5 protein-coding genes and 1 pseudogene are annotated in these 4,577 nt (G+C 62.2%); 4 read left to right on the forward strand and 2 right to left on the reverse strand.

Going from position 1 to position 4,577, the window contains the following annotated elements; genetic code table 11:
* Positions 1-723, forward strand: a pseudogene (gene tnpC / locus DPM33_RS35515) (IS66 family transposase); the annotation flags it as partial.
* A gap of 85 nt (positions 724-808) precedes the next feature.
* Positions 809-1,048 carry a hypothetical protein gene (locus DPM33_RS35520; protein ID WP_112102217.1) on the forward strand — a complete coding sequence of 80 codons (240 nt, stop codon included), beginning with the start codon at positions 809-811 and terminating at the stop codon, positions 1,046-1,048.
* Between the two features lie 69 nt (positions 1,049-1,117).
* Here the strand turns inward: DPM33_RS35520 and istB are convergent, their stop codons facing one another.
* Together istB and istA are read right to left on the reverse strand one after the other, a co-directional pair.
* The gene (gene istB / locus DPM33_RS35525; RefSeq protein WP_112102218.1) at positions 1,118-1,894 is read right to left on the reverse strand and encodes an IS21-like element helper ATPase IstB; all 777 of its coding nucleotides are present in this window, start codon (positions 1,892-1,894) and stop codon (positions 1,118-1,120) included.
* A 16-nt stretch (positions 1,895-1,910) separates the two neighbouring features.
* The gene (gene istA, locus DPM33_RS35530) at positions 1,911-3,458 is read right to left on the reverse strand and encodes an IS21 family transposase (RefSeq protein ID WP_112102219.1); all 1,548 of its coding nucleotides are present in this window, start codon (positions 3,456-3,458) and stop codon (positions 1,911-1,913) included.
* Between the two features lie 162 nt (positions 3,459-3,620).
* On the opposite strand from istA, the gene DPM33_RS35535 reads away from it, so the two are divergent.
* Both DPM33_RS35535 and DPM33_RS35540 read left to right on the forward strand, forming a co-directional pair.
* On the forward strand, positions 3,621-4,028 hold the full coding sequence (locus DPM33_RS35535; protein WP_112102220.1) for a histidine phosphatase family protein: 408 nt from the start codon (positions 3,621-3,623) through the stop codon (positions 4,026-4,028).
* A 347-nt stretch (positions 4,029-4,375) separates the two neighbouring features.
* The coding region (locus DPM33_RS35540) for a transposase (protein WP_146770384.1) at positions 4,376-4,577 on the forward strand (202 nt) is incomplete at its 3' end.

Consider the following 4,577-nt stretch of genomic DNA (forward strand, 5'->3'; position numbering starts at 1 on the left):
TGTTCTACTATTCCCGCGATCGCCGAGGAGAACATCCCGCGGCGCATCTCGCCGGCTGGAGTGGCATTCTGCAGGCCGATGCCTTTGGCGGTCATGGCGATCTCTATGCGACGGATCGTCAGCCGGCGCCTGTTCTGGAAGCCAGCTGCTGGGCCCACAGCCGGCGCAAAGTGTTCGAGCTGGCCGATATCGAAGCGGCGGCGCGCAAGAAGGCGCGCGGCGAGAAGCCCAACCTGGTCTATCCGCTCGCGGTTGAAGCCGTGAAGCGCATCGATGCCCTGTTCGATATCGAGCGCGCAATCAATGGCCTGTCGCCAGCCCAGCGCCACGCCGTGCGCCAGGAGCGGAGCATGCCGCTGGTCACCGAATTCGAGCGCTGGATGATCGAGACGCGCGACAAGCTCTCGCGCGGACACGATCTGAGCAAGGCCTTCAACTACATGCTGCGTCGCTGGTTATCTTTCACCCGGTTCCTCGACGATGGGCGGATTTGCCTGTCGAACAACGCAGCCCAGCGAGCGCAAAAATTATCTGTTCGCCGGCTCTGACGCTGGCGGTGAGCGGGCTGCGGCAATCTACACGTTGATCGGCACCGCTAGCCTCAACGGCGTCAACCCGGAAGCTTGGTTCGCCGACGTTCTCACCCGCATTGCTGAGGGTCACCCGATTAACCGGATCGATCAACTGCTGGCGTGGAATTGGTCCCAAGAACGTCCGGCTTGACGATCTCATTCCATTGGCGACGCATCCAGAATTGGCCACAAGGAAGGTCGCAGATGCGTGGTGGAAAGCAGGAGTTTCCCATGCAATGGTTGCCAACATGGCGAGCCTGATCTTTACGACGCATCCAGAGGTAGTAATCGATCCGCTTGTTCCAGTTGAGCGTTGGCGACTAAGCGATGCAGGGCTGGCGCGGATGCGGCAGTTCGCTGAAAGTCCGGCCGTCGCAAAAGTGACTTCTGTCTGGGCCAGCACAGAGGCCAAAGCTATCGAAGCTGCTGGGATTCTGGCTGCGCATTTCGCAAAAGCCGGACAGGGGTTCCGCTAATTCCCGGACATCAGTTTCGCTAATGTCGGGACAGTTTGGCGGCGTCGGTCCTCGGGTGCCTTGTTGCGTTCATGGATGATTGATTTCGCCGTTTTCGGCGCCGGTCAAGAGGGGCGCGGCCTTTTGCTTTCGCATGCTGTCGCCCTGGAGCACGATGCGGTGGGCGTTGTGAACGATCCTGTCGAGAATGGCGTCGGCGACGGTGGGGTCTGCGATCAGGTCATGCCATCTGGCCACTGGGACCTGGGCCGTGATCAGGGTGGATTTGCGGCGATAGCGTTCCTCGACGATTTCGAACAGATGGAAGCGCTGCTGGTCGGTGAGGGAGTGAGTTCCGAAGTCGTCAAGGATGAGCAGTTGCGCGCGGGTGAGTTTGTCGATGAGGCGTGGGAAGCGGCCATCGAGACGGGCGAGCGCCAAATCCTCGAACAGGCGCGGCACGCGCACATAGAGCACGGAATGATCGAGCCGTGCTGCTTGCCGGCCGAAGGCGCAGGCCAGCCACGACTTGCCGGTTCCGGTCTGGCCGGTGACGATCAGGTTCTCATGCGCCTTCAGCCATTCGCCCTGGGCGAGCGCCATGGTGCTGCGCCGGTCGAGCCCGCGCGGCGCGGCAAAGTCGATGTTCTCGATGCAGGCTTCGGGAAAGCGCAGCCTGGCTGAGGCGAGCCGGTTCCGGACGCGCTTGTCGGCTCGTATGGCGACCTCCCGGTCGAGCATCAGGCCGAGCCACTCGTCACGGCTGAGCTCATTGGCGTTGTTCCGTTCGGCCAGTTCGCGCCAGGCAGCAGCCATGCCGGCCAGACCGAGGGCCTGCATCTGGTCGAGGGTGGGGTTCGTCAGCATTCTTTCTTCCTTTCCTTCACTGGTAATAGGTGGAGCCGCGGATGTTGGCGTGCTGGGGTGTCGGCTTTGCCGGTTCTGCGGAGTTGGCTCGGTCGAGACCGGCTTTGAGGATGGCGGTGACGGAGGAGTAGGCGATCGCGTTGATCAGCAGCGCGCGCTCGCAGGCGGCATCGAGACGCTCCGGCCCATAGCGCGGCACTAGCGACAGGATGCCCATCGCCGAGCGGTATCCCTGCTCCGGATGTGGCCGGTCGCGCATCATGCGCTCGACCAGGATGGCGGCGTTGGGGCCGATCCTGGCCGCCCGGCTGATCAGGCTGGCCGGCGTGGTGTTGGCGTAGCGCTGGTGCGCCTTGGGCATGTGTTCGTTGACGGTGACATGGCCGGAACGCTGCGAGCGACGCACATGGCTGGCAATACGCTGGTGATCGTGGAAGATCTCGACCACTCGATGCGTGAGCCGCACCTCGACGGTGCGCCCGATCAGCCGGTGCGGCACCGAGTAGAAGGTCTTGTCGACCTCGACATGGTAGTCAGGATGGATCTTCGCCGACTTCCACTCGGCGTATTCGAACGGTGCCGCCGGCAGCGGCTTCAAGGCAGCCCGCTCGATCTCCTCGAACAGTTCGCGGCGGCTTTGGCCGACATGGCGCATCGGCCGGTTGTTCAACTCCTCGAGCAGTTCGGCGATCGCCGCGTTGAGCTCGGCGATCGAGAAGAAGGATCGGTTCCTCAGTCGCGCCAGAATCCAGCGCTCGACGATCAGCAACGCGCCCTCGACCTTGGCCTTGTCGCGCGGCTTGCGGCTGCGGGCCGGCAGGATGGTGGTGTCGTAATACTCGGCCATGGCTGCAAAGGTCGCGTTCAGCGTCGGCTCGAACCACAGCGCCTTGACGACACCGGCCTTCAGGTTGTCGCAGACGATCGCTCTGGTGACCCCGCCGAAGAAGGCGAGCGCTCGTACCTGGCCTTCGATCCAGTCCGGCAGCTTCTGGCTGGAGCTGGCAAAGGCGAAGGTCAGATTGGAGGCGCCCAGCACCGCGACAAAAATCTGCGCCGGGCAGCTGACGCCGGTTGCCGGATCGATCACCGGCACAGTCTGCCCGGCATAGTCCGTCTGCATCACCGAGCCCGCCGCATGCCGATTGCGGAATGTCGCGCTCGTCCGGCGCTCGAAAGCGGCGAAGTGCTCGCAGAACCAAGTGTAGCCGTAGCCGTCGGGATGGGCGGCGCGATACTCCTGCCACAACAGCGTCAGCGTCACCCCCTTGCGCTTCAACTCCCGGGCGATCAGCGCAAAGTCCGGTTCACTCAGGTCTTGCGGCGGACGACCGGCACGGCCAAACAGCAGCCGCTCAAGCGTCGCGTCGTCGTGGCCCGGCGGCAGCGGCCAGCATGACAGCCCGGCCTCCCGCGCCCGCAGCAAATAGGTCGATACTGTCGTCTTGCTGATCTTCAGCCGTTCCGACACCTCACGCACCGAAAGACCCTGCTCATGGGTCAGGCGCAAGATCGCTTGGATATCCCTCACGCTCGTTCGTCTCGCTTGCTTCCGTCTCGGCATGGCCCCTCTCAACGTCATCGTGAGAGGCCAAACTGCCAGAACGGCGCAGCCGAGAACCGACCGCTAAATCCGCTCCCGAAAACTGTCCGGGATTTAGCGGAATCGCTGTCCGCGAATTACTGAAATCACTGTCCGGGATTTAGCGAAAAAGGTGTCCGGGAATTGCCGAAACACGCAATTCTGGCTGCCCGCTTCGGCATCGGCGTGGAGGTGGACCAAGATCTTGGCGAGAACAACAGGAGTGCAACTGGCTTTTTACCACCAGCAGAGTTCGACAAGGTTGCAGATGCCTTCTTTGCAGACCCGGAAAAGGGTGTTCGTGGTTGGGAGCGGGCTATTGATGCACAACAGCGGATCCGTCGGGCGCTCGACCGAATTCTGGCACACCATGGCAGTGGGGATATCGCAGTCGTCGCACATGGAGCTGTTGGAACGCTGCTTCTTTGCAGCTACCTCCAGCAGCCCATCAGCCGGAAGGCCGATCAGCCTTTTCAGGGACACTATTGGACCGCAGCCCTGCCGAGCTTAATGGTCCAACACTCGTGGAAACCAATCGCTCCGCGAGGATAACTGATACGTTCGCAACGGCTCTGAACGCCGACATTTGAGGCCAAGGCCCAGACGCGTTCCATGCAGTAACGCCTCAGGCCGGACGCTTTCAATGAATGTCCCTGTGTACCATGCTGTTCGACGAACCGGCCTCTGCACTCATCCTTCAAAGGAAGTGCTGACACGATGATTGAACTTGTCAAAAGAACGACAATGCTGTGTCCGGGCAAGGTGGACGTGTGGTGTTCATGGATAAGGACTGATTGTTGACCGTAAGTGCCCGGTGACGACCGCCTTCCGTGGCGGGGTTCGGATCGGATAGGGGTCGGGCTCTGGACGCTGAAGATAGTGTCCACGAGCGGGGCTTAATGGACACGATCGCGACGGACGGAGTGGCAGGCCAAGATTCTCGTGGCGAGACGGCGCGCGCCCGCCGGCGCAAGTCATACACCCTCGAAGAGAAGCAGCGGCTGGTGGCCGAGAGCTGTGAGCCTGGGGCGTCGGTGTCGCTGGTGGCGCGGCGGCACGACATCAATGCGAACCTGTTGTTCACGTGGCGCCGGCAGATGC

This window comes from Mesorhizobium hawassense (genome assembly GCF_003289945.1).
Lineage (GTDB): Bacteria > Pseudomonadota > Alphaproteobacteria > Rhizobiales > Rhizobiaceae > Mesorhizobium > Mesorhizobium hawassense.

Coding starts and splice junctions, on each gene's coding strand:
- DPM33_RS35520 (WP_112102217.1), top strand. CDS start 809: ATGGTTGCCAACATGGCGAGCCTGATCTTTACGACGCATCCAGAGGTA.
- istB (WP_112102218.1), bottom strand. CDS start 1,894: ATGCTGACGAACCCCACCCTCGACCAGATGCAGGCCCTCGGTCTGGCC.
- istA (WP_112102219.1), bottom strand. CDS start 3,458: ATGCCGAGACGGAAGCAAGCGAGACGAACGAGCGTGAGGGATATCCAA.